We start from the raw sequence: 21,217 nt of genomic DNA on the forward strand, positions 1-21,217 counted from the left end.
TTTATTTTGCGCGCTAAAATGCGCTCAAGCAGCGAGCCGCCGCGCGGCGAGCGACAGCGCCCTTACTTGGACGCCGGCCGCATCACGCGCGGGCCGATGTTGCTGATGACCTCGCGGGCGTCGAAGGCGTTGGGGTCGCCAGCGGGCTTGGGTCCGCGGCCCATGACGATCTCGGCCGTGGCCTCGTAGCGGTCGACCTGACGGATGTCGCGGTCGCGACCCCAGTAGGGATCCCACGTGCTCCAGTAGCCGCGCTGGTAGAAGCGCCATTGCGGACCCCAGTAGGGACCGTAGCGGTCATAGTAGAAGGGATCCGGCGTCGTGTAGAAACGCGTGTCGCGGTCGGTGGCGCGGGTGACGGTGGCGAACCAGTCGTAGCCGTTCTGAACCGTCAGTTCAGCGGCGCGCAGCAGCAGCGACATCTCGACCTGGTCGCGCGAGGTGACCGAGTTGCCCGAGAAGCTGACGGCGTAGCGGTTGGCTTCCAGGCGCTGCTCGGCGTAGCCGCCGCGGTCGCCGTTGTAGCCCGCCGGCTGATAGGGAGTGGCGGTGGCGCAGGCGCCCAGAGCCAGGGCGCCGGCGACCGCGAGCAGAACCGGTGCTTTGCGAAGATGTTTCATGGGAGGTTCTCCTTGAACGTCCATTGAACGTCTGTGGGTCTGAACGAGGCGTGAACGGCCAAGTTCCGCGAAACGAACACAGATGACCTAACCGTGCAATCTGGCGACGATCATCAGGGCGGCGAGGATCAGCAGGCCGCCGACGAAGATACCGAAGCCACGCCTGAAACGGGGCTGGTTCATCCGGTTGGCCAGGGCGGCGCCGCCGAGGCCGTAGGCGCTCATCGACAGCAGGTCCATGCCGATGGTGGCCAGGGCGAACAGGGCCAGCTGGGGCGCGACCGGACGATTGACGTCGAGGAAGGGCGGCAGGACGGCGGTGAAGAAGAGAATGGCCTTGGGGTTGGCGATCTGAACCGTGAAGCCGTCGATCAGTGCGCTGCGTCCCGGTCTGACCTCGACATGATCGGGCTGGGCCTCGGTCTGGAAGGCGCCGCGCAAGGCCTTGATCCCCAGCCAGGCGACATAGAGGGCGCCCAGGACGGCGATGATGCGGAAGACCTGGGGGAAGGCGGCGACCAGGGCGCCGAGGCCGAGCGCCGCGGCGCCGAACCAGACCAGGGTGGCGGCGTTCATGCCGATCACGCCGATCAGGGCCGAGGCGCGGCCCTTCTCCATGCCGGTCGCCACGGCGAACAGGTTGGCCGGTCCGGGCGTGATCGCCATGACGGCCATGACGCCCAGGAAGGCGGCGTAAAGATGCGGATCGACAGGAAGCGCGGCCATACGATCCCCTTTCCGGCGGGGGACCGGTCAGGTCAAGCCTTGTCGGGCGGGGGTCAGGCCTCGGCGGGCGGCGCGGGCGGCGCAGGCGGGGCGAGCGGCGCAGCGAAGGCCTCGTTGACCTCTTCGATGGCATCCATCGATTGGCCGACAGCATAGTCGGCCATCAGGCCGTAGGTGACCATCTGATCGGGGTCCGCCTGGGCCCATGCGCCGTTGGTCGCCAGGCCCTCAACCATGGGAGCCACGTCGGCCAGGGCCTCGGCCACGATGGCGTCGACGTCGATCTCGGCCAGGGCCTGCTCGGCGATCTGGCCGGCCTGCTGCGTCGCCATGCTGGTGAAGGCGGCGACGTGCGGCTGATATTCGGACCACAGGGCGGCGACGCGCAGACCCTTGGTGGTTTCATCGAGGGCGTCATCGTCCTGGATGGCTTCGGCGCGTTCGCCGAACTCCTCCATCTTCTTCTCGAACTTGGCGGCGGCGGCTTCCAGCTGGATCTCGGCGGCGGTCTTCTGCTCCTGGGCCACGGCGGCGGAGACGGGCAGCAGGGCCAGGGCGGCGGCGAGCGACAGGGCGCGGATCATGATCGATCTCTCCTTCGACGGACGCGGCAAGGTCCGCCGAAGGAGGGGTCCGCTCAAGTGAAATCGCGGTAAGGCGCCGAGACTCCCCGGATCAGTTCGGAGCGGCGGGCTGGGCCGGGGCGGCCAGGGCCTGTGCGATGCTGGCGCGGATCTGGGCCGGGACGGCTTGCAGTTGCGCGGGGGCGGCGTCGGCGGCGGCGAGCAGTTGATCCTTCTGCGCGGCGCGTTCGGGCAGGGCGGCCATGGCGCGCAGGAAGGCGGCGAGGTCAGCAGCAAAAGCGGTGAACTTCGGCTCGTACTGATCCAGGATGGCGTCGGTGCGGGCCTTCTTGGTGGCGGCGTCGAGGCTGGCGTCTTCCATCACCGCCTGCAGTTCCAGACCCATGCGGTCGGCTTCAGCCTGGAAGGCCTCGCCCTTGGCTTCAAAGGCGGCTTCCTCAGGCGACATGGCGGGCGCGGCGGTCGGGGCGGTCGCCGCCTGGGGCGCGGCGGGGGCTTCCTGGGCGAAAGCGGGCGCGGTGAAGGCGAGCGTCGCCGCAGCGGCGGCGAGGGTCAGGCGCAGGGACATGGGGGAGGGCTCCGGCAGGGCGGGAGCTTGATACTCGCCGCAGGACAATATCGACGGCTTGGATCGACGATGATTGCAAGGTTGGCCTTGTCAGAGCTCAAGGGCAAGCGTCAGCATGGGGACATGAAGCGATCTCATGTTCTTTTCGGCCTGACCGCCGCGTTCGGACTTCTGCTGGGCGGCGCGTCGGCGCAGGCGCAGGCGCGGGCCTATGCCGCATCCGGGGATTGCGGCGGCCGGCCCGCGACGACGGTGCGGATGGCCCCGGGACTGTGCCTGGGTCTGGTCTGGCAGGGGGCGGGGCCCGAGGGCCCGCGTATGCCGCGCGGGTTGATGCCGCTGGCGGACGGCGACTGGCTGGTGACGGACCTGGGCGGCTGGGAGGCGGGCAAGGGCGCGGTGTGGCGGCTGTCGTTCGAGAATGGCGCGCCGCGCTGGCGACGGCTGGCGGGCGGGTTGTCGATGCCGCACACGGTGGCGCGCGGTCCGGACGGACGCGTCTTTGTGTCCGAGATGAACCGCATTCTGACCCTGGACCCCGAGGCGGCGGATCCAGCGGCCAGCGTGCGGACCGTGATCGGCGACCTGCCGGACAACCAGCTGCACGACAACCGCCACCCGCTGTCGAGCTTTGTCTTCGACGGGAACGGCGACCTTCTGGTCAATGTCGGGGCGCCCAGCGATCGCTGTCTGGACGCGGCGGGCAAGCCGAAGGTCGACGCGCGCGGGGCCTGTGTCGAGGACGTCGCGACGGCCCAGGTGCGCCGTCACGCCTATCTGGGGAACGGACGCTGGGCCGAGGACAGCAGCGTCTTCGCCAGCGGCCTGAGGAACTCCATCGCCCTGGTGCGGCATGCGTCGGGGACGGTGCTGCAGGCCGAGAATTCGGTCGATCTGGCGACGGCCGAGCATCCGTTCGACGAGGTCAATGTGCTGCGTCAGGGCGGGCATTACGGCTGGCCCTATTGCGTGGACCTGTCGACGCCCTTGCCCGGCTGGCCCGCGCGTCAGGCGCGCTGCGGCGAGCGGGATCAGCCCGTCGCCCTGCTGCCGCCGCACGCGGCGCCGCTGGACATGATCTATTACGAGGGGGCGATGTTCCCGGAGCTGCGCGGTCGGCTGCTGATGACCTGGCACGGCTATCGGCGCACGGCGGGTCGGATCACGGCGGTGGAGACGGATGGGCGGGGCGCGCCGCTGACCGACGTCGGCGGGCGTTACGCCGTCTATCCGCGCGGGTCGCTGGCCTATCCGGCGGAGGCGCCGAGCGTGAAGGGGAAGGTGCTGACGCCGGGCTGGGATCGCGTGGCGGGACGTCAGCCGCGCGGCTCGCCGGTGGTCATGGCGGTCGCCGCCGACGGGTCGATCTGGGTCACGGACGACCGCAGCCGGGCGATCCTCAGGATCGCCCGGCCCTAGTGTTTAGGGTCTAGCCCTTGGTGCGGGCGTCGCGCTTGGCCAGGACGCGCAGGCGGAGCGCATTCAGCTTGATGAAGCCGGCGGCGTCCTTGTGGTCATAGGCCTGGACGCCTTCCTCGAAGGTCACCAGGTCCTGATCATAGAGGCTGTAGGGGCTTTCGCGGCCGATGACCGTGGCGTTGCCCTTGTAGAGCTTGACCCGGACCGTGCCCGAGACCTTCTCCTGGCTCTTGTCGACGGCGGCCTGCAGCATCTCGCGCTCGGGCGAGAACCAGAAGCCGTTGTAGACGAGGTGGGCGTATTTGACCGCCAGTTCGTCCTTCAGGTGCATGGCGCCGCGGTCCAGGGTGATGGACTCGATGCCGCGGTGGGCGGCCAGCAGGATGGTGCCGCCCGGGGTTTCATAGACGCCGCGCGACTTCATGCCGACGAAGCGGTTTTCGACCAGGTCCAGACGGCCGATGCCGTTGTCGTGGCCGTACTGGTTCAGCGCGGTCAGCAGGGTGGCGGGCGACATGGCCTCGCCGTTGATCGAGACGGCGTCGCCCTTCTCGAAGCCGATCTCGATGACCGTGGCCACGTCCGGGGCGGCTTCCGGCGAGATGGTGCGCTGGTGCACGAACTCGGGGGCCTCGACGGCGGGGTCTTCCAGCACCTTGCCCTCAGACGAGGAGTGCAGAAGGTTGGCGTCGACCGAGAAGGGGGCCTCGCCGCGCTTGTCCTTGGAGATCGGGATCTGGTGCTTCTCGGCGAAGTCCAGCAGGGCCTCGCGCGACCGGAACTCCCACTCGCGCCAGGGGGCGATGACGTGGATGTCGGGGTTCAGGGCGTAGTAGCCCAGCTCGAAGCGGACCTGGTCGTTGCCCTTGCCGGTGGCGCCGTGGCAGACGGCGTCGGCGCCCAGCTGGCGGGCGATCTCGATCTGGCGCTTGGCGATCAGCGGACGGGCGATCGAGGTGCCGAGCAGATACTGGCCTTCATACAGGGCGTTGGCGCGGAACATCGGGAAGACGAAGTCGCGCACGAACTCTTCGCGCAGGTCGTCGATGAAGATGTTCTCGGGCTTGATGCCCAGCTTCAGCGCCTTTTCCTTGGCAGGGGCCAGTTCTTCGCCCTGGCCCAGGTCGGCGGTGAAGGTGATGACCTCGGCGCCGTATTCCTCCTGCAGCCACTTCAGGATGATCGAGGTGTCCAGCCCGCCCGAATAGGCGAGGACGACTTTCTTGGGGGCGGGCGAGGTCATGGGTCGAAAAATCCTTTCAGGCCGGGGGAGGCGTGTCTGGCGCGCTTAAAGGACCAGACGCCCCCTGATGCAAGGGCATGATTGTGTCGCCTCCTGCAGATATGAAAAAGGCGCCGCGACCGAAGCCGCGACGCCCTGGGTTGTTCAGGCGATCACAGGCCTCAGACGAGGGCCTTCAGCTGGTCGACCAGATCGGTCTTTTCCCAGCTGAAGCCGCCGTCCGCGTCGGGGGCGCGGCCGAAGTGGCCGTAGGCGGCGCTGCGGCGATAGATGGGCTTGTTCAGGCCCAGGTGCTCGCGAATGGCGCGCGGCGACGCGCCGCCGATCAGCCTGGGCAGTTCCGCTTCCAGCACCGCCTCGTCGATCTTGCCCGTGCCGTGCAGGTCGACGTGGACCGACAGGGGCTTGGACACGCCGATGGCGTAGGAGATCTGGATGGTGCAGCGGTCGGCCAAGCCGGCGGCCACGACGTTCTTGGCCAGGTAGCGGCAGGCGTAGGCGGCCGAACGGTCGACCTTGGTCGGGTCCTTGCCCGAGAAGGCGCCGCCGCCGTGCGGGGCCGCGCCGCCGTAGGTGTCGACGATGATCTTGCGCCCGGTCACGCCGGCGTCGCCGTCCGGTCCGCCGATGACGAAGGTGCCGGTCGGGTTGATGTGCCACTCGGTCTCGTTGGTGATGAAGCCGGCGGGCAGCACCTTCTCGACATAGGGTTTAACAATGGCCGCGACCTGATCCTGGCTCAGACCGGCCTTGTGCTGGGTCGAGACGACGATCGAGGTGGCGCGCACCGGGCGGCCGTCCTGATAGAAGAGAGTGACCTGGCTCTTGGCGTCAGGCTCCAGGCCCGGCTCCTGACCCGAATGGCGGGCCTCGGACAGGGCTTTCAGGATGTTGTGGCTGTATTGCAGGGTGGCCGGCATCAGCTCGGGCGTTTCGTTCGAGGCGTAGCCGAACATGATGCCCTGGTCGCCGGCGCCTTCGTCCTTGTCCTCGCCGGCGTCGACGCCCTGGGCGATGTGGGCTGATTGCGGGTGCAGGTTGTTCTCGAAGCGGAAGGTCTTCCAGTGGAAGCCGTCCTGCTCATAGCCGATGTCGCGCACCACGCCGCGCACCGTGTCCTCGATCTCCTGTTCGACGCCGGGAGCCCAGTTGCCCGCCGTGTCCATGATGCCCTTGCCGCGGATCTCGCCGGCAAGCACCACCAGATTGGTCGTCGTCAGGGTCTCGCACGCCACGCGCGCCTCGGGGTCCTTGGCCAGGAAGAGATCGACGATGGAGTCGGAGATCTGATCCGCGACCTTGTCGGGGTGGCCTTCCGAGACGCTCTCGGACGTGAAGAGGAAGGACGAACGGGCCAAGGCAGGCTCCTGCAAGACGGTGAGGCCGACAGACATATAAAGATATGCTTATACGTTCAAGTGATGACCAGAAACCTAGCGCGGAATCCTACGCGGCGCGCAGGCGCTGGATCGCGCGCGAACGGACAGGCGGCCGGGGCCGGTTCTTCTGATTTCAATGTCGGAAAAGAAGTGGTGCCGCTTAGGTGACTCGAACACCTGACCCCATCATTACGAATGATGTGCTCTACCGGCTGAGCTAAAGCGGCTCCGGTCGGCGGCTCGGACATGTGTCGGAGAGCCGCGCGAGGTGGGGTCTTTATACGGGTCCGGCGGACTTGCCAAGCGCTGTCAGCATGGATGTTTCATCCGGGGCGTCGGCGATGCGAATTTCGGTGAAGCTGAGGGCCTGAAGCGGGACCGAGGCGGCGGCGGAGATGCAGACGGCGAGGCGGTTTGCGGCGGTCTCGGGCGGCAGGATGGCGGCCAGGGCGCGGGCGGCGCGGGGGGAGTGGAGCAGGACCGCGTCGAAGTCGGCGGGGGGGACGGCCTCGGTTTCCTCGGCGGCGTAGACGGGCAGGCGCTGGACCTTGTGGTCAGGCAGCAAGGCGGGCAGGTCGCCGGCGGGCTCGCGGGCGCCGGGGGCGAGGATCAGGCCCTTGATGGTCGTGGCGGCGATCAGACGGGCCAGGGCGTGGATGTCGCCGGCGGCGGAGCGGGCGTCGTGGAAACCGGCGTCACGGGCGGCCTCGGCGGTGGCGTCGCCGACGGCGAAGACCGGGCGCTCGCGTAGAGCAGGCGTCAGGGCGGCGAAGGCTGCGACGCCGTTGGGGCTGGTGAAGGCCAGGGCGGCGACCGTGGCGAAGTCTGGCGCCTGGTCCAGGGCGTCGGGCAGGGGGCGGATGGCCAGAAGAGGGGCGACGACGGGCTCGAAGCCCAGCGCGGTGAGGCGCGCGGCGGTGCGCGCGGCGCCGGGCTGGGCGCGGGTGATCCAGACGCGGCGGATCGGCCGCATGGGCTAGAGGGCGATCTTCTGGTCGCCGGCTTCGGCCTGGACCTCGCCGCCGAGACGCAGGCCGAGCGCGCGGGCGGCGGCGTGGCCGGCGTCGGCGGCGATGTCGCTAGCGCGGGTCCAGCGGCCCGAGCCGTCGGGGCTGAGCATTTCCGTGCTGAGATGCAGGCGGTTGCCCTCGACATGGGCGTAGGCGCCGATGGCGGTGCGGCACGAGCCTTCCAGCGCGGCCATGGCCCCGCGCTCGGCGGCGACGGCCAGGGCCGTCAGGTCGTGGTTGAGGGCGCGGGTCCAGTCGGCCGAGGCGTCGCCTTCGCGCGTCTGGATGGCCAGGGCGCCCTGACCCGGGGCGGGCAGGAAGGCGTCCAGCGACAGGCGCTCGCGGATCACCTCGGAGAAGCCGAGACGGTTGAGGCCCGAGCAGGCCAGCAGGATGGCGTCGAAGTCGCCGTCCTTGAGCCGCTTCAGCCGGGTGTCGACATTGCCGCGCAGCATCTCGATCTGCAGGTCGGGGCGCAGGGCCAGGGCTTGCGCTTGCCGACGCAGCGAAGCGGTGCCGAGGCGGGCGCCGTGGGGCAGGTCGGCGAAGCTGGCGAAATACTCGCTGATGAAGCCGTCGCGGGCGTCTTCGCGCATCGGTACAGCGGCGATGGCCAGACCCTCGGGCTGTTCGGCGGGGACGTCCTTCATCGAGTGGATGGCGACGTCGACGCGGCCGTCCAGCAGGGCCTCTTCGATCTCCTTGGTGAACAGGGCCTTGCCGCCGACTTCCAGCAGGCGGCGGTCCTGGATGCGGTCGCCGGTGGTGACGATCTCGACCAGGGGCACGAGCTGTTCGATCTGGTCGTCGGCGACGCCGAGGGCGCGGCCGATGGCGCGCTGCATCATGCCGGACTGGGCCAGGGCCAGCCTGGAGCGGCGGGTGCCGATGCGAAGAAGCGGGGTCATGAGGTCGCGCAGCCGTTGCGAAAGGGGAACCGGGCCGCTACCTCGACCCGATGAACACAGGCGCGGACTATAGCAGCGGGACCACGGGGGCAACCAAGCCCGCCGCCCGGCCCACTGGGACGGAAGGCCGCGCCCCCGGCGGCGGGCTGACGGTCCTGGGTCTGGAGACCAGTTGCGACGAGACCGCCGCCTCGGTGGTACGCCTGTCGGCGGCCGGAGCCGAGGTCCTGTCCAGCGTCATTCACAGCCAGATCGAGGAACACGCCGCCTTTGGCGGCGTGGTGCCGGAAATCGCCGCTCGCAGCCATGTTGAGATGATCGACGGCGTCGCCCGCCGGGCCATGGCCGAGGCCGGGATCGACTACGCAGCTCTCGACGGGGTGGCGGCCACCGCAGGTCCGGGTCTGGTCGGCGGGGTCATGGTGGGGCTGAGCTACGGCAAGGCCGTGGCCCTGGCGCGCGGCCTGCCGCTGATCGCGGTCAACCATCTGGAGGGCCACGCGGTGTCGGCGCGGCTGGGGGCGGAGACGCGCTATCCCTTCCTGCTGCTGCTGGTCTCGGGCGGGCACTGTCAGCTGCTGGAGGTGCGCGGCATCGGCGACATGAGCCGGCTGGGCACCACCATTGACGACGCGGCGGGCGAGGCCTTCGACAAGATCGCCAAGGCCATGGGGCTGGGCTATCCGGGCGGGCCGGCGCTTGAGCGCTTGGCGGCGTCCGGCGACGGGTCGCGTTTCGACCTGCCGCGCGCCCTGCTGGGGCGCAAGGACTGCGACTTCTCCTTCTCGGGTCTGAAGACGGCGGCCTCGCGGCTGGCCCAGACCTGCGAGAGCGAGCAGGACCGGGCCGATCTGGCCGACGCGGTGCAGAAGGCGATCGCGCGCCAGCTGTCGGAGCGGACCGAGCGGGCCATGACGGCCTATGCCGAGGCGCATGAGACGCGTAATTTCGTGGTGGCCGGCGGCGTGGCGGCCAACAAGACGATCCGGCGCACGCTGGAGGATCTGGCGACCAGGCACGGCTTTTCTTTCCTCGCGCCGCCGATGGTCTACTGCACCGACAACGCCGCCATGATCGCGCTTGCGGGGGCGGAGCGGCTGGAAAAAGGCCTGACGTCCGACATCGATGTCGCCGCCCGGCCGCGATGGCCTCTGGACGAGGCGCGCGCGAACGCCGATCCTGTGCACAAGAAAACGGGCCGCAAGGGCGCCAAGGCTTGATGAGCCTGGGCTTGAGCGGTGGTCGGGGGACCGGAGAAGACATGGAATTTCACACGGCAGGCGTAATTGGCGGCGGCGCATGGGGCACGGCCCTGGCGCAGAGCGCGGCGGCGGCGGGCCTGGCGGTCGTTTTGCAGGCGCGCGAGCCCGAGGTCATCGACAGCATCCGCACGCGGCGGATGAACGACGCCTTCCTGCCGGGGATCGAGCTGGACTCGGCCATCAACGTCACCTCGGACCTGGCTCACCTGGCCGACTGCGACCTGATTCTGGCGGTGCCGCCCGCCCAGCACATGCGGGCGACCCTGACGGCCTTCGCGCCCTACGCCCGGCCCGGCCTGCCCATCGTCCTGTGCTCCAAGGGCATCGAGCGCGGCTCGCTGAAGCTGATGACCGAAGTGCTGGCCGAGACCATTCCCTCGGCCATGCCCGCCGTCCTGTCGGGGCCCAGCTTCGCCGCCGAGGTGGCGCGCGGCCTGCCCAGCGCCGTGACCATCGCCTGCGAGGACGAGGCCATGGCGGTCGCCCTGGCCACGGCCCTGTCGGGGCCGGTCTTCCGCCCCTATCTGGCCGACGACCTGATCGGGGCCGAGACGGGCGGGGCGCTGAAAAATGTTCTGGCTATCGCCTGCGGCATCGTCGAGGGCCGCGAACTGGGCCGCAGCGCCCACGCCGCCGTCATCACCCGCGGCTTCGCCGAGATCGTCCGCGTGGCCCAGGCCCTGGGCGGCAAGGCCGAGACGGTCGCCGGCCTGTGCGGTCTGGGCGATCTGGTCCTGACCTGCTCCAGCCCGCAGTCGCGCAACATGAGCCTGGGTCTGGCCCTGGGTCAGGGCATGAGCGTGGAGCAGGCCCTGGCCGGCAAGCGCTCGGTGGCCGAGGGCTATGAGAGCGCGCCCGCGGTGCGCGAACTGACCCGCAAGCTGGGCGTCGAGACCCCCATCTGCGAAGCCGTCGCCGCCGTCCTGGCGGGCGAGACCACGGTGGACGCCGCCATCGAGGCCCTGCTGACCCGGCCGCTCAAGCCCGAACGCGAATAGTGTCTGAAGCCGAGGAAGCCGCGCCGGAAGAGCGCAAGCGCGTCTGGAAGACGCCGCCGAACGTGCCCCTGTGCGCCGAGGCCGACATCGCCGACCCCGGCTCGCGTGGTTTCGTGCTGCAGATCGGCGAGGCCTTCTTCCACGGCTTCGTGGTCAAGAAGGACGGCGCGGTGGCCGGTTGGGTCGATCGCTGCCCGCACGCGGGCTTTCCCATCGCCATGGAGCTGGACCGCTATCTGACGCCGGACGGGTCGCTGATCATGTGCGGTTGGCACGGGGCGGTGTTCGAGCCGCTGTCGGGCGCCTGCGTCGGCGGCCCTTGCGCGGGCGGCAAGCTGACGCCCTGGCCGGTCGAGGCCAGGGGCGGGATCATCCGAACGGCCTAAGGCGCGCTACTTCTTCGGGACGATCTTCGGGTCCTTGGTGAAGGCGTCGTCGACCTCTTCCTCGGTGATCCGCTTGGACGGGTCGCCGGGCTGGTTGAGGTTCTGCTCTTCGGTGCCGTCGCCCATCATGCCGGGATGGGGATCGGTCTTCTTGGGGTCTTCGGCCATGTCGGGCTCCTTGCTGTCACAGCAAGCAACACCGTCCGGCAGACGGCGTTCCATCGCGCCGTCCATTCTTGAACTAGCGCTTTAGACGCTCGGCGTTGGCCACGGCGGCGGCGTGGATGGGCGACAGGGCCTCGGCCTGCAGCTTCAGCATGGCCTCGCCCAGACCCCAGCCGTCGGCCATGGCCCGTGACCAGACCCCCATGCCCCAGGCCGCCTGCAGGGCCGCGGCGCCCGCCAGGCTGTCGGCGCCGGCCAGCCGCGTCATATGGGCCGAGGCCTCGAGGCCCTCGCGGTCGGCGATACGGCGGCCCTGATCAGCCAGATCGAGCGCGCCGGCCGCCACTGCCCCGGCGGAGGCCGTGAAAGCCTCGACCTTTTCCGTCCCCATTCGCCCCAGCTCGGCGTGATCCGCGTTCAGGGGATCGGCCAAGGCCTCGCCCAGGACGGCCAGACGCCGGGCGATGACCTGGGCCGAGGCCTCGGCGGTCTCCTGTCCGGCGCGGGCGGTGCGGGCGGCGCGATCAATGGGGTTCATGCGAGGAGCCTGGGCCTGTTCCGCCTGCCGGGCAAGCGGATCAGGCCCGGTTTCAGTCTCAGGGCAGGACTTCGGCGGCGAAGGCCGAGACGTCTTGGATCAGCGCCGGAATCGAAGCGTCGATGATGCGCTGGCCTTTTTCCGGGCTGGCCTGGGCCGGGTCCGAACCGATGCGGCCGTCGGGGAAGCGGGCGCGGTAGTCCAGGGCGTCGCGGATCGGGCCGTTGGGCGCGATCGTGGGGCTGTAGTCGGCGGTCTTGATGCGGTCGGGATAGCCGGCCTGGGTGACGGCGATCTCGGACGGTGTGGCGTGGCTGCCGTGACCGACGGGGAAGATCTCCTCGCACAGCTTGTGCACGCCGGGCAGGTCCCACCAGTTGCGCAGCTTCAGCACGAAGGGCGGCTGGTCTTCGACGAACGACCACTCGGCGTAGATTTCCGAGAAGGTGGCCTCGATGGTGGCGATGTTGCCGCCGTGGCCGTTGAGGAAATAGATGCGCTCGAAGCCGTGACGGGCCAGCGACGACACCCAGTCGGTGATGGCGGCCATGAAGGTCGAGGGGCGCAGGGAGATGGTGCCCGGGAAGGCCAGGTGATGCTGTGCCATGCCGATGTTGAAGGTCGGGGCGATGATCAGGCGCTCGTCGCCCTTCTCGGCGGTGTGGGCGATGATCTCGGGGCAGAGCCAGTCCGTGCCCAGCAGGCCGGTCGGGCCGTGCTGCTCGTTCGAACCGATCGGCACGATGACCGTCTTGGACAGGGCGGCGCCGTCCTTCAGGCGCGCGTCGATTTCGGGCCAGGACGACAGGTGGATCAGCATGGGGAACTCCGCGAGGGGGGGCAGAAAGACGCCTGCGCTTTACGCCGATCCGGCCAAAGGGCCAAACGCGAGCGCTCTGGCGGAGCGCCTAGGTCGGGGCGAAGGCGCGGATGAAGCGACGGGCCGTCTCGCGGGCGCGGGCGGCGGCGTGATCGACGTCGGGGTGGGGCAGGCCCAGGACAGAGCGCAGATGGCCGTGGCCCAGGGCCATGCCGGCGAACATCTCGGCGGCGGACATGGGGTCGGGCACGGACAGCAGGCCCAGCCGATCCTGCTCAGCCAGCCAGGCGGCGATGCGGCGCACGCTTTCGCCCGGTCCGGCGTCATAGATGGCGCGGGCCAGTTCCGGGGCTTCCGGCGAGATCAGGGCCACGCCGCGCAGGGAGGCGCCCTTGCCCTCGCGGCAGATCTTGCTGATCAGGGTCTCGGCGATCGCGGCCAGCACCTCTTCCGGCGCGGCCCCGGATTTCAGCGGCTCGGTGATGGCGTCCGACCGCTGGGCGGCCAGGGCCCGGGCGATGTCGATCTTGGTCGGAAAGCGGTTGTAAAGGGTCTGTTTCGACACCCCCGCGCGCCGGGCGATCTCGGTCATCGAGGCGCCTGCGCCCTTGTCCACGAACAGGTCCGAGGCGGCCTGAAGAATGGCGGCGCTCTTGTGCTCGTCGACCTGACCGGGGGCGCGGGGCATCAGTGGACCTCGGACGGGCCGGCCGACGGATCGGCCTTGCCTGGCTTGGACAGGAGGGTGACGAAGGCGGCGCAGGCGCAGGCTACGGCCAGCAGGGCGAAGGCGTCGCCAAAGGCCAGGATCGTCGCCTGCTTCTGCAGCATGCCGTAGAAGGCCTTCATCGCCGCGGCCTGGGGGTCGATGGACTCCGAGAAGCGCTGGGCCATGCCGGCGATCATGGCTTTGACCGCCGTGTCCGACTGGCTGATGGCGCTGGTCAGTTCGACCATGTGCAGGGCGGTGTTCTGGGTCAGGGAGGTGTTGAGGATGGCGAGGCCGAAGGCGCCGCCGACGTTCCGGCTGAGGTTCACCAGTCCCGAGGCGTTCTTGACCATGTGCGGCGGCAGGGTGGACATGGTCACCTGCTGCGAGGCGATCATGGCGATCATGACGCCGCAGCCGCGCACGGCCTGAACCCCGGCGAACTCCCAGAAGCCCCAGTCGCCGGTGACGGCGCGGGCGTCCCACATGCCCCAGGCGCACAGGCCGAAGCCGAGGAACATCAGGATGCGCGGGTCCAGCTTGCGCACCAGTCGCCCGGCAAAGGGCGCTGTGGCGAACATGGCCAGGCCCGAGACCACCATGGTGGTGCCGACCTCGGCCGCCGAATAGTCGCGCACGCGGCCGAGGAAGAGGGGCAGCAGGAAGGTGCCGCCGAACAGTGCCGCGCCGACGATGAAGGTCATGACGACCCCGACCACGAAGTTGCGGTTGGCGAAGGCGCGCAGCTCGACGATCGGGTTGTAGTAGACCAGCGAGCGCCAGATGAAGGCCGGGCCGCAGATCAGGGCCACCAGGCCGAGCAGCAGGATGTGGTCGTCGGCGAACCAGTCGTTCTTGGCGCCTTCCTCCAGCACGAACTGCAGGCTCATCAGAAAGGCGGCCATCAGGCCCAGGCCCCACCAGTCGAAGCCCTTGGCCAGGCTGGCGTCGCCCTTGTCGAAGTGGGCGTAGCGGCCGACCAGGAAGAGGACGACCACGCCGGGGAAGATGTTGATGAAGAAGAGCCAGCGCCAGCTGAGCCACTCCGTCAGGTGACCGCCCAGGGTCGGACCGACCGTGGGGGCCAGGGTCACGATCAGGCCCATGATGACGCTGGCGGTGACGCGCTTCTCGGGCGGGAAGGCGGTGAAGGCCACGGCGAAGACGGTCGGGATCATGGCCCCGCCGAGGAAGCCCTGCAGCGCCCGGAAGAAGATCATCATCTCGACCGACGACGACAGGCCGACGGCCACGCTCATGATGAGGAAGCCGACGCAGGAGGCCAGGAACAGCTTCTGCGTGCCCCACAGCCGCGACAGGTATCCCGACAGGGGGATCATCACGACCTCGGGGATCAGATAGGCGGTCTGGATCCAGCTGATCTCATCGGCCGAGGCACCGACCCCGGCCTGGATCTGCGGCAGGGAGGCGGCGACGATCTGGATGTCCAGAATGGCCATGAACTGGCCGATGACCATGCCGGCGAAGCCGAGCAGGAGGACGGTCCAGTTGATCTCCGGCTTGGCGGTCTCGGGCTGGACCTCCGCGACGCCGTCGGCCGGGAGGACGCCGTCTCTCACCGGCCCGTTTCCAGAGCCGCGGTTTCGACCTCGCCCAGATGGGCGTCGGCGAAGGCGGCGCCGCCCTGGCTCTTCAGGTCGACCTTGACCTCGACCGACAGGCCGGGGCGCAGGGTGATGGGCTCGCCCGAGGCGCGGCGGTCGACGACGATGCGGACCGGGACGCGCTGGGTGATCTTGGTGAAGTTGCCGGTGGCGTTCTCGACCGGGATCAGGGCGAACTCCGAGCCCGTGGCCGGGGCGAAGCTGTCGACGCGGCCGACGATGGCCTGGCCCGGGAAGGCGTCGGCCTTGATCTCGACCGTCTGGCCCAGACGCATGCGGCCGACCTGGGTCTCCTTGAAATTGGCGACCACATAGGTGTCCTGCACCGGCACGATGGACATCATCTGTCCGCCGGCCTGCACCACCTGGCCAACGCGGACGCCGCGGGCGCCGACGACCCCGGCGACGGGCGCGCGGATGACGGTGCGGTCCAGGGTCAGTTGGGCCTGCTCGACCAGGGCTTTGGCCTGCTCGACGGCGGCGACGCTCTGGTTGCGGGTCGAGCCGAGGACGGCGGCGGTACGCTGTTCGGCGGTCAGGGCGGCCTGGGCCTGGGCGACCGAGGCGTGGGCGGTGGCGGCGGTGGCGCGCTGGGTCTCGATGCGCTGCTGCGACACCCAGCCCTGCTCGGCCAGCTTGCCGTAGCGATCGACCTCGGCGCGGGCCAGACCGGCCTGGGCCTGGGCCTGGGTCACGGCGGCGGCGCGGGCGGCGATATTGGCCTGTTCCTGCTCGGCGCGGGCGTCGACATTAGCCACGGCGGCGGTCAGGGCCGACAGATTGGCCTGGGCCTGGGCCAGGGCGGCCCTGGCGTCGGCGTCGTCCAGACGGGCCAGGACCTGCCCGGCCTCGACGCGCTGGTTGTCCCTGACCAGGACCTCGATGACCGAGCCGCTGATGCGCGGGCTGACCGCGACGGTGTCGGCCTGGACGAAGGCGTTGTCGGTGCCTTCCCAGCGCTGCTTGCCCTGCCACCAGACCACGCCGCCGGCGATGAGGGCTAGGCCGACGACGCCGCCGACGATCAGGGGCAGGCGTTTCTTGAAAGTGGCGGGGAGGGCCATGGGGAGACAGCTCGCTTCGATTTCGGCGCGTAAAATGGACAGGAGCGTCCATAAATCAAGAGGCGCCTGCGCGATTTCGTCGCAGGCGTGGCCTCGGCGCCGCGCGCGGCTAGTCCGCAGAGGTCTGGAATGCGGCGCGCTGGAAGGGCTCGCCGCGCTTCACGGTGAAGGCCAGCTGTCGCAAGTTGGCGACGTCAGCTGCGGGGTCGGCGGTGACGAAGATGAAGTTGGCCAGCTTGCCGGCTTCGAGGGTTCCCATGTCGTCGGCCTGGTTCACGGCGCGGGCGGCGGTCCGGGTGGCGGCGACGAGGACGTCGGCGGGCGTCATGCCGACGGCGTTCTGAAGCAGCTCCATCTCCTCGATCAGGGCGGGCCAGGGATCGCGGTCGGGCGTCTCAACGTCGGTGCCGGCCGAAATGGCCACCCCGGCGCGGTAGGCCTGACGGGTCAGGGCGAAGACCATGGGGCCGGAACAGATCGGTTGACGCGCATCGGGCGAGGCGGCGGCGCGATCCTGTTCGGCATAGACCCGGACCGTGGCGTCCAGAATGATCCCCTTGTCGTGCATCTGTTCCAGCAGGTTCTGCACCACGGGGTTGTCGCCGTTGAGGAAGGGGGCGCGGTCGATGGGGGTGCGGCTGGCGTAGCTGATCGGACGATCCGCCGGGGCCTGGGCCTGATGGGCCAGGATGCAGGCGTGGGACATGACGTCTGGGCCGGCGGCGATCACCTCCTGCGGGGTGGCCGGATAGACCATGGCGTGGGTCCAGACCGGCACGCCCTGGCGATGGGCCTCGAGGGTGATCCGGGCGACCAGGGCAGCGGGCAGGTCAGCGTAGATCTTGATGCCGGCCGCCGAGGTTCCGCGCGCCATGGCGACGGCCAGAGGCAGGTCGGTGTCGGCGGTGATGGCCTGCATCCACGGCGTCCGGCCCGCGACCGCTCCGGCGCTGACGGCCTGGGTGCGGGGGTCCTTGAAGAAGCCTTCGCCCGCCATCAGGGCGGCGTAGTAGATGTCGGGCGAGGGGATTTCGCCGACACGGGCCTGGCGCGCCAGCTCGCCGACCGAGCGCAGGTCGTCGGCCATGCCGCGCACGGCGGTGACGCCTGAATAGAGCCAGCGTCGCATCTGCACCCGCGCGGCGGCGGCGTCGGGCGGGGTGGCGACATGGACATGGGTGTCGATCAGGCCAGGCAGGACATAGAGGCCCGTGACATCGACCGTCTCGGCGGCAGGGGGCAGGGGATCGCGGTCAGGCTGGATGGCCAGGATCCGCTCGCCGCGGGTGATGAGGGTCAGGCCGGACCGCGAAGGCGCCCCCGTTCCGTCGAACAGGACGGCGCCGCGATAGGCGACGGTCTTCGGCTCGGCGGGCGTGGTTGAAGAGGACGTCGGGGCGCTGTGCCAGGCGGCGAAGGGATCATGGGCGACGGCCGCGCCTGCGGTCAGCGTCGTCGCCAGAGCCGCCACAGCGGCGCCGGCGAGCCAGGTCCTGATGGTCGTCATGTCTGCGTCTCCCCCGAGCGTCGCCATCCGGTTTGGGTCAAGGATCGCTGGGGAGCAAGCGGGAAGGCGTTGACGCCGCACGCGGGGAAGGCGAAGCGAGGGCATGACCGTTCGCCAACGTCCTCCGTCCAAGGCCGCCCGCGCCGCACTCAGCCCGCCCAACGGCAAGCGGTCGCGCGCGCCGAAGAAGGCGCCGGTCGGGGCCGTGATCGGCTGGCCGCCGGACGAGGATCGGGTCGAGGAAATCTTCGTCCGCCTGTCGGGGGTCATGCCGGACCCCAAGACCGAGCTGGACTTCGTCAATCCCTACACCCTGGTCGTGGCCGTGGCCCTGTCGGCCCAGGCGACCGACGTGGGGGTCAACAAGGCGACCAAGGCGCTGTTCGCCGTGGCCGACACGCCGCAGAAGATGCTGGCCCTGGGCGAGGAGGGGCTGATCCCGCTGATTTCCTCCATCGGCCTCTATCGCACCAAGGCGAGGAACGTCATCGCCGCGGCGCGGATGCTGGTCGAAAAGCACGGCGGCGAGGTGCCGCTGAACCGCGCCGACCTGCAGGCCCTGCCTGGCGTGGGGCGCAAGACGGCCAGCGTGGTGCTGAACGAACTGGGCATCGAGCCGGCCATCGCGGTGGACACCCACGTCTTCCGCGTCTCGCACCGGCTGGGGCTGGCCAACGCCGCGACCCCGGACAAGGTGGAGGTGCAACTGCACAAGGTGGTGTCTGAAGCCTGGCTGCCCAAGGCTCACCACTGGCTGATCCTGCATGGCCGCTACACCTGCCTGGCGCAGCGGCCCAAATGTCTGGCCTGCGTGATCGCGGACCTGTGTCCGTCGCGGGCGAGCTTCGTCGGGGTCTAGAGGCCCAACCGCTCCGCCACCGCCCGGCCGAAGCGGGCGCCGGCCTCGGGGGCGGCGCCGAGATAGAAGTCGGGCTCGATCAGTTCCGCCTCCATCAGCAGCCACTGGCCGTCGGCGTCGGGGACCATGTCGATGCGGGCGTAGAGCAGGGGCTCGTCGATGGCGGCCAGCGTGCGTTCGGCCAGGGCCAGGGCGCCCTCGGGGGCCTGATCCAGCCGCCGGTACTGGCCGCCGTACTGGACCTGGATGCGAAACTCGTCGGCATGGCCGGGGCGCTTGTTGACGACGTGGCTCAGTTCGCCGCCGAAGAAGAGCAGGGAAGTCTCGCCCGCCGTGGCGATGGTGGGCAGGAAGGGCTGGATCATGGCCCCGCCGACAGGTGCGTCGGCCAGCACCTCTTCCAGCAGGTCCCCCGCCGCAACCTTCAGGGTGCGCCAGGCACCGCCGGACACGGTCGGCTTGACGATCAACTGCTCGGCTCCGGTGGCGGCGAAGGCGGCCTCGACCACGGCGGGGCTGGCGTGGTCGGTCCAGATGGTCGGGGGGATGGCCACGCCCTTTTCCGCCAGCCGGGACAGATAGCGTTTGTCGGAGTTCCAGCGCAGCACCTCGGCGGGGTTGGCCATGGGCGCGTCCGCCTCGGCCCAGGTCGCGCAGGCCTGCAGCCAGCGGTCGTGGTCGCTGTGGTAGCCCCAGACGATCAGCGGCAGGACAAGGGGAAACTCCATCAGGCCGTGGGCGCTCTCGACGTGATCGGTCCACGGCGTCGGTCGAGCCTTGATCCCCGCCGTGGCCAGGGCCGCCGCCAGACGGTCCAGCACGCCCGGCCATTGCCCGGCATAGGTCGGGTCGGCGGGATCGGGGGTCAGGACGGCGACTTCGGTCATGCGACTACTCCTCGGACGGGAACTGCATAGGCTGTTTTCGGCGGAGGCGAAAAGCCCGGCGCTGGCGTCGGGGCGCTTGTCCCGCTATGGGGCGCGCATGACCCAGACCGCCATCTCTACCGCCCGCTTCGACGTCTGCGCCGTCGGCAACGCCATCGTCGATGTGCTGAGCCCGTGCGAGCCCGCCTTCCTGGAGGCGCACAAGCTGGTTCCCGGCTCGATGCAACTGGTCGACGAGGATCAGAGCGCGGCCCTCTATGACGCCATGGCGGCGGGGGTCGAGGCCTCCGGCGGTTCGGCCGGCAACACCGTGGCGGGCGTGGGCTCGTTCGGCGGCCGCGCGGCCTATATCGGCAAGGTGGCCCAGGACACCCTGGGCGAGGTCTTCAGCCACGACATCCGCGCTGCCCACGTCCACTTCGACACCCCGGTGCTGGAAGGCGGCGCGGGCTCGGGCTTCGGCACCGGGCGCTGCCTGATCAACGTCACGCCCGACGGCCAGCGCACCATGTGCACCTTCCTCGGCGCCGCCAACCAGTTGACCACGGCCGACATCGACGCCGACCTGATCGGCGCCAGCGAGATCGTCTATCTGGAAGGCTATCTGTTCGACCCGGCCCCGGCCCGCGCCGCCTTTGAGGCCGCAGCCGCCGCCGCCCACGCGGCGGGCCGCAAGGTGGCCATCACCCTGTCGGACGCCTTCGTCGTGCATCGCTGGCGCGCCGAGCTGCTGGCCTTCATCGAGGCCTCGGCCGACATCGTCCTGGCCAATGAGTCCGAACTGCACGCCCTGTTCGAGACCGAGGACTTCGACCACGCCGCCGCCCACCTGGGCCGCATCGTCGAGGTGGCCGCCGTGACGCGCGGGGCCGCCGGTTCGGTCATCTTCCGCGGCGACGAGCGGGTCGAGATCGCCGCCTTCCCGGTCGACAAGGTGGTCGACACCACGGGCGCGGGCGACCAGTACGCCGCCGGCGTGCTTCTGGGTCTGGCGCGCGGCCTGTCGCTGGCTGAAGCCGGGGCGCTCGGTTCGCTGGCGGCCTCGGAAGTGATCGCCCACTGGGGGCCGCGTCCGATGGTCAAGCTGGAGGCCCTGGCCGCCGAGCACGGGCTCAAGCTCTGATCGCGACCCAAGCTCTTATAGCAACCAAGGGCCACGCGCGGGGGGCGCTTGCCGTTCCCCGTCGCGCCGCGTAATCGGCGGACCATGTTCGGCCTCGCCAATCCCGACCGCTTCATGCGCTTCACCCGCCCGCTCACGCCGGTGCTGTGGGGGCTGGCGCTTGTCCTGCTGGCGGCCGGGACCTGGCTCAGCTTCACCGCGCCCGCCGATTATCAGCAGGGCGACACGGTGCGGATCATGTTCATCCATGTGCCCGCCGCGACGCTTGGCCTCGGCGCCTATGCGGCGCTGGGCGTCTCCAGCTTCTTCGCCCTGGTGTTTCGCCACCCTCTGGCTGACGCCGCCGCCCGCGCGGCCGCCCTTCCGGGCGCGGTGCTGACGGGTCTGGCCCTGATCACCGGCTCGCTGTGGGGGCAGCCCATGTGGGGCACCTGGTGGGTGTGGGACGCGCGTCTGACCAGCGTGCTGGTGCTGTTCCTCTTCTACCTCGGCTACATGGCCCTGCGCGCCTCGATCGACGACGAGCAAAAGGCCGGACGCGCCGCCGCGGTCCTGGGTCTGGTCGGGCTGATCAACCTGCCTATCGTCAAGTTCTCGGTCGACTGGTGGAACACCCTGCATCAGCCGGCCTCGCTGCTGCGCGCGGGCGGAACCAGTCTGGACCCGGCCTATCTGGCGCCTCTGCTGACCATGATGGCGGCCTATGGCATGCTGTTCGGGGCCATCTGGCTGACGTCGATCCGCACCGAGGTGCGTCGTCGCCGCGTGCTGACGCTGCGCGCCCGCGCGGCCCAAGAAGCCTGATTGGAAGCGTAAG

Annotated in this window: 23 protein-coding genes and 1 tRNA gene; 7 read left to right on the forward strand and 17 right to left on the reverse strand. The window is 69.8% G+C overall.

Annotation, left to right across the window (positions count from 1 at the left end):
- Window positions 1-62: 62 nt before the first annotated feature.
- From ACIQTU_RS01075 to ACIQTU_RS01090, 4 genes are all read right to left on the reverse strand, one after another.
- Window positions 63-620, reverse strand: a complete 558-nt coding sequence (locus ACIQTU_RS01075; protein WP_400541048.1) for a CC0125/CC1285 family lipoprotein — start codon at window positions 618-620, stop codon at window positions 63-65.
- An 87-nt stretch (window positions 621-707) separates the two neighbouring features.
- Entirely contained in the window at window positions 708-1,346 is a 639-nt protein-coding gene (locus ACIQTU_RS01080; RefSeq protein ID WP_400541051.1) for a LysE family translocator, read from the reverse strand.
- A gap of 53 nt (window positions 1,347-1,399) precedes the next feature.
- Entirely contained in the window at window positions 1,400-1,930 is a 531-nt protein-coding gene (locus ACIQTU_RS01085) for a hypothetical protein (RefSeq protein ID WP_400541054.1), read from the reverse strand.
- 91 nt (window positions 1,931-2,021) lie between these two features.
- Entirely contained in the window at window positions 2,022-2,498 is a 477-nt protein-coding gene (locus ACIQTU_RS01090) for a translation initiation factor IF-2 (RefSeq protein ID WP_400541057.1), read from the reverse strand.
- A 123-nt stretch (window positions 2,499-2,621) separates the two neighbouring features.
- Here ACIQTU_RS01090 and ACIQTU_RS01095 point away from each other — a divergent pair, with 123 nt between their 5' ends.
- Entirely contained in the window at window positions 2,622-3,917 is a 1,296-nt protein-coding gene (locus ACIQTU_RS01095) for a PQQ-dependent sugar dehydrogenase (RefSeq protein WP_400541060.1), read from the forward strand.
- 10 nt (window positions 3,918-3,927) lie between these two features.
- Here the strand turns inward: ACIQTU_RS01095 and ACIQTU_RS01100 are convergent, their stop codons facing one another.
- The 5 genes from ACIQTU_RS01100 to hemC all read right to left on the reverse strand — a co-directional run bounded on the left by ACIQTU_RS01100 (window position 3,928) and on the right by hemC (window position 8,457).
- The gene (locus tag ACIQTU_RS01100; protein WP_400541063.1) at window positions 3,928-5,160 is read right to left on the reverse strand and encodes an argininosuccinate synthase; all 1,233 of its coding nucleotides are present in this window, start codon (window positions 5,158-5,160) and stop codon (window positions 3,928-3,930) included.
- 161 nt (window positions 5,161-5,321) lie between these two features.
- The gene (gene metK, locus ACIQTU_RS01105) at window positions 5,322-6,518 is read right to left on the reverse strand and encodes a methionine adenosyltransferase (protein ID WP_400541066.1); all 1,197 of its coding nucleotides are present in this window, start codon (window positions 6,516-6,518) and stop codon (window positions 5,322-5,324) included.
- A 172-nt stretch (window positions 6,519-6,690) separates the two neighbouring features.
- Window positions 6,691-6,766, reverse strand: a tRNA-Thr gene (locus ACIQTU_RS01110).
- A 50-nt stretch (window positions 6,767-6,816) separates the two neighbouring features.
- A complete protein-coding gene (locus ACIQTU_RS01115) occupies window positions 6,817-7,512 on the reverse strand; it encodes a uroporphyrinogen-III synthase (protein ID WP_400541069.1) in 696 nt (231 codons plus the stop codon).
- A 3-nt stretch (window positions 7,513-7,515) separates the two neighbouring features.
- Window positions 7,516-8,457 (reverse strand): hydroxymethylbilane synthase, encoded by a 942-nt coding sequence (hemC, locus tag ACIQTU_RS01120; RefSeq protein WP_400541072.1) that lies wholly within the window; start codon window positions 8,455-8,457, stop codon window positions 7,516-7,518.
- Window positions 8,458-8,507: 50 nt separating this feature from the next.
- On the opposite strand from hemC, the gene tsaD reads away from it, so the two are divergent.
- Genes tsaD through ACIQTU_RS01135 form a run of 3 tightly spaced genes read left to right on the forward strand, consistent with a single transcriptional unit; the run spans window position 8,508 to window position 11,103 of the window.
- Window positions 8,508-9,677 carry a tRNA (adenosine(37)-N6)-threonylcarbamoyltransferase complex transferase subunit TsaD gene (gene tsaD, locus ACIQTU_RS01125; protein ID WP_400541075.1) on the forward strand — a complete coding sequence of 390 codons (1,170 nt, stop codon included), beginning with the start codon at window positions 8,508-8,510 and terminating at the stop codon, window positions 9,675-9,677.
- A 41-nt stretch (window positions 9,678-9,718) separates the two neighbouring features.
- Complete coding sequence (locus ACIQTU_RS01130; RefSeq protein WP_400541078.1) at window positions 9,719-10,717, forward strand: NAD(P)H-dependent glycerol-3-phosphate dehydrogenase; 999 nt, start codon at window positions 9,719-9,721, stop codon at window positions 10,715-10,717.
- Window positions 10,717-11,103, forward strand: coding sequence for a Rieske (2Fe-2S) protein (locus ACIQTU_RS01135; RefSeq protein WP_400541081.1), 387 nt, complete (start codon window positions 10,717-10,719; stop codon window positions 11,101-11,103). The genes ACIQTU_RS01130 and ACIQTU_RS01135 overlap by 1 nt, the downstream gene beginning before the upstream one ends.
- 6 nt (window positions 11,104-11,109) lie before the next feature.
- On the opposite strand, the gene ACIQTU_RS01140 is transcribed toward ACIQTU_RS01135, so the two are convergent.
- The 7 genes from ACIQTU_RS01140 to ACIQTU_RS01170 all read right to left on the reverse strand — a co-directional run bounded on the left by ACIQTU_RS01140 (window position 11,110) and on the right by ACIQTU_RS01170 (window position 17,531).
- Window positions 11,110-11,271 (reverse strand): hypothetical protein, encoded by a 162-nt coding sequence (locus ACIQTU_RS01140; RefSeq protein ID WP_300197888.1) that lies wholly within the window; start codon window positions 11,269-11,271, stop codon window positions 11,110-11,112.
- Window positions 11,272-11,344: 73 nt separating this feature from the next.
- Window positions 11,345-11,806 carry a phasin family protein gene (locus tag ACIQTU_RS01145; RefSeq protein WP_400541084.1) on the reverse strand — a complete coding sequence of 154 codons (462 nt, stop codon included), beginning with the start codon at window positions 11,804-11,806 and terminating at the stop codon, window positions 11,345-11,347.
- A gap of 58 nt (window positions 11,807-11,864) precedes the next feature.
- Window positions 11,865-12,626, reverse strand: a complete 762-nt coding sequence (locus tag ACIQTU_RS01150; RefSeq protein WP_400541087.1) for a creatininase family protein — start codon at window positions 12,624-12,626, stop codon at window positions 11,865-11,867.
- A gap of 88 nt (window positions 12,627-12,714) precedes the next feature.
- Window positions 12,715-13,314 carry a TetR/AcrR family transcriptional regulator gene (locus ACIQTU_RS01155; RefSeq protein ID WP_400541090.1) on the reverse strand — a complete coding sequence of 200 codons (600 nt, stop codon included), beginning with the start codon at window positions 13,312-13,314 and terminating at the stop codon, window positions 12,715-12,717.
- On the reverse strand, window positions 13,314-14,915 hold the full coding sequence (locus ACIQTU_RS01160; protein WP_400541093.1) for a DHA2 family efflux MFS transporter permease subunit: 1,602 nt from the start codon (window positions 14,913-14,915) through the stop codon (window positions 13,314-13,316). Before ACIQTU_RS01160 ends, ACIQTU_RS01155 begins: the two co-directional genes overlap by 1 nt.
- Entirely contained in the window at window positions 14,912-16,024 is a 1,113-nt protein-coding gene (locus ACIQTU_RS01165) for an HlyD family secretion protein (protein ID WP_400541096.1), read from the reverse strand. Before ACIQTU_RS01165 ends, ACIQTU_RS01160 begins: the two co-directional genes overlap by 4 nt.
- Window positions 16,025-16,133: 109 nt before the next feature.
- Complete coding sequence (locus ACIQTU_RS01170; protein ID WP_400541099.1) at window positions 16,134-17,531, reverse strand: amidohydrolase family protein; 1,398 nt, start codon at window positions 17,529-17,531, stop codon at window positions 16,134-16,136.
- Window positions 17,532-17,634: 103 nt separating this feature from the next.
- Between ACIQTU_RS01170 and nth the strand changes: the two genes are divergently transcribed.
- Entirely contained in the window at window positions 17,635-18,390 is a 756-nt protein-coding gene (nth, locus tag ACIQTU_RS01175) for an endonuclease III (protein WP_400541102.1), read from the forward strand.
- Here the strand turns inward: nth and ACIQTU_RS01180 are convergent.
- Entirely contained in the window at window positions 18,387-19,277 is an 891-nt protein-coding gene (locus tag ACIQTU_RS01180) for a RimK family alpha-L-glutamate ligase (RefSeq protein WP_400541105.1), read from the reverse strand. The two genes, nth and ACIQTU_RS01180, sit on opposite strands and share 4 nt — an antisense overlap.
- A 97-nt stretch (window positions 19,278-19,374) precedes the next feature.
- Here ACIQTU_RS01180 and ACIQTU_RS01185 point away from each other — a divergent pair, with 97 nt between their 5' ends.
- Together ACIQTU_RS01185 and ACIQTU_RS01190 are read left to right on the forward strand one after the other, a co-directional pair.
- A complete protein-coding gene (locus ACIQTU_RS01185) occupies window positions 19,375-20,400 on the forward strand; it encodes an adenosine kinase (RefSeq protein ID WP_400541108.1) in 1,026 nt (341 codons plus the stop codon).
- A gap of 84 nt (window positions 20,401-20,484) precedes the next feature.
- Complete coding sequence (locus tag ACIQTU_RS01190) at window positions 20,485-21,204, forward strand: heme ABC transporter permease (RefSeq protein ID WP_400541111.1); 720 nt, start codon at window positions 20,485-20,487, stop codon at window positions 21,202-21,204.
- The last annotated feature ends 13 nt before the right edge of the window (window positions 21,205-21,217 follow it).

Source organism: Brevundimonas sp. NPDC090276 (assembly GCF_044772165.1).
Classification (GTDB): Bacteria; Pseudomonadota; Alphaproteobacteria; order Caulobacterales; family Caulobacteraceae; genus Brevundimonas.